2 protein-coding genes are annotated in these 1,939 nt (G+C 60.8%); one reads left to right on the forward strand and one right to left on the reverse strand.

Annotation, left to right across the window (positions count from 1 at the left end):
• Positions 1–210 (reverse strand): ABC transporter ATP-binding protein (locus Q0G75_RS09315; RefSeq protein ID WP_294417994.1); only part of this gene is annotated, 210 nt, incomplete at its 3' end.
• Positions 211–317: 107 nt separating this feature from the next.
• Here Q0G75_RS09315 and ilvA point away from each other — a divergent pair.
• Positions 318–1,538 carry a threonine ammonia-lyase gene (gene ilvA / locus Q0G75_RS09320; protein ID WP_294417995.1) on the forward strand — a complete coding sequence of 407 codons (1,221 nt, stop codon included), beginning with the start codon at positions 318–320 and terminating at the stop codon, positions 1,536–1,538.
• Positions 1,539–1,939: the final 401 nt, after the last annotated feature.

A 1,939-nucleotide genomic window follows, 5' to 3' on the forward strand; every position in this document is an offset into this window, starting at 1 on the left:
ATACAGCGGAAATACTTCACGCGTGAGCAGCTGAATAAAGGTCGATTTGCCCGCGCCGTTAGGCCCGAGCAGCGCCACGTGCTCACCTTCTGCCAGGCTAAAATCGTCCACGCGCAAAATGGTCTTGCCCGCACGCACTACATCCGCATCATGAATACGGAACAGCGGCGGCACTGGGGCCGAACTCGCATCGAAACGCGCCTCTTCCATAAATGAACACTCCCTTTTTGCGTAAAGCTCGCCAAATTGAAAAGCCGATTGCCTTACTATAGGCAAATCACCGGCGGCGCACGCGCAAAAATCAAAAGGAAGTGTATATGGCAGACATGCTCACCCTCGAGGCGTTCGAGGAGGCCTCCGCAAAGGTCAAGGAGGTCACCCAGGAGACCAAACTGGTGGAGAGCCCCTCGCTTTCCGCGCAATGCGGCAATCGCGTATGGCTCAAGCCCGAGAACATGCAGCGCACGGGTGCCTACAAGCTGCGCGGCGCCTACTACAAGATCTCCAAGCTCAGCCAGGAGGAGCTGGACCGCGGCGTCATCACCGCAAGCGCCGGCAACCACGCACAGGGCGTGGCCTACGCCGCCACGCACGCGGGCGCACGCTCCGTGGTCGTAATGCCCACCACCACGCCGCTCATCAAGGTCGAGCGCACCAAGGGCTACGGCGCCGAGGTCGTGCTCTTTGGCGATGTGTTCGACGAGGCACAGGCACATGCTATCGAGCTTGCCGAGCGCGAGGGCCTCACCTATATCCCGCCCTTTAACGACGAGACCGTCGCTACCGGTCAGGGCACCATCGCCATGGAGATCATCCAGGAGCTGCCGTTGGTCGACACCATCTTGGTTCCCGTGGGCGGCGGCGGCCTGTCCTGCGGCGTCTCGACCTTTGCCAAGCTCTACAACCCCAAGATCCGCGTGATCGGCGTGGAGCCCGAGGGTGCGCCCAGCCTTACGCGCGCACTCGAGGCCGGCCACACTGTCAAGCTTGACCATGCCAACACCATCGCCGACGGCACCGCTGTGCTCGAGGTGGGCGACAAGGTCTTCCCCTATCTGCAGAAAAACCTCGACGACGTGATTCGCATCCCCGACGAGGAGCTTATCGGCTGCTTCCTCGACATGGTGGAGAACCACAAGATGATCGTGGAGAACTCCGGCTTGCTTACCGTGGCGGCGCTCAAGCACCTGCCCGCCGAGAACAAGCGCGTGGTCTCCATCCTCTCCGGCGGCAACATGGACGTCATCACCATGGCGAGCGTCGTGCAGCACGGCCTGATCCAGCGCGGGCGCATCTTCACCGTCTCCACGATGCTGCCCGATCGCCCCGGTATGCTCCTCAAGGTGGCAAGCGCCATCGCCGAGCAGAACGGCAACGTCATCAAGCTCGATCACAACCAGTTCGTGACCACCAACCGCAACGCCGCGGTGGAACTGCGCGTGACCATCGAGGCGTATGGCGAGGAGCACAAGCGGCAGATCGTCGAGGCGCTCGCCGAAGCCGGCTTCACTCCGCAGATCGTTCAGACCCAGCTGTAAACAAACTCGCCGCTCCCGCTACGCACATCAAAACGCATGCCCCCGCGATCGTCCAAGATCACGGGGGCATTATTTTTTCCTGCAAACTATAGCCGTCTAGAGTATTTCCTGCCTTTTACCAAACTTTTTCTACCGCTGGCAGCAATATTCCTGTATAGTAGCCGCCAACGAGTAAATGCGATGACAGGGCGAGTAGGAGCCTCATCCATCCCACAGCAAGCAGGTGGACCTGAGAACCTGCGGTGGACGGTTCCGAACATCCCCTCGAGCAGCCTCGAGCGAACGCGCACGGCCGGCGGTCACCCCCGCACGGTCCCGATTGGCGCAAGTACCTTTTGGCCGGAAGCCTTCCGTCATAGGCATCGAGCGATGGGCACTGCTATCTGGCTCGCATTTTCTCA

This window comes from uncultured Senegalimassilia sp., assembly GCF_934636665.1.
Classification (GTDB): Bacteria; Actinomycetota; Coriobacteriia; order Coriobacteriales; family Eggerthellaceae; genus Senegalimassilia.

Bases quoted from the DNA above. Each gene is read 5' to 3' on its own strand.
- ilvA (WP_294417995.1), top strand. From the start codon at position 318: ATGGCAGACATGCTCACCCTCGAGGCGTTCGAGGAGGCCTCCGCAAAG.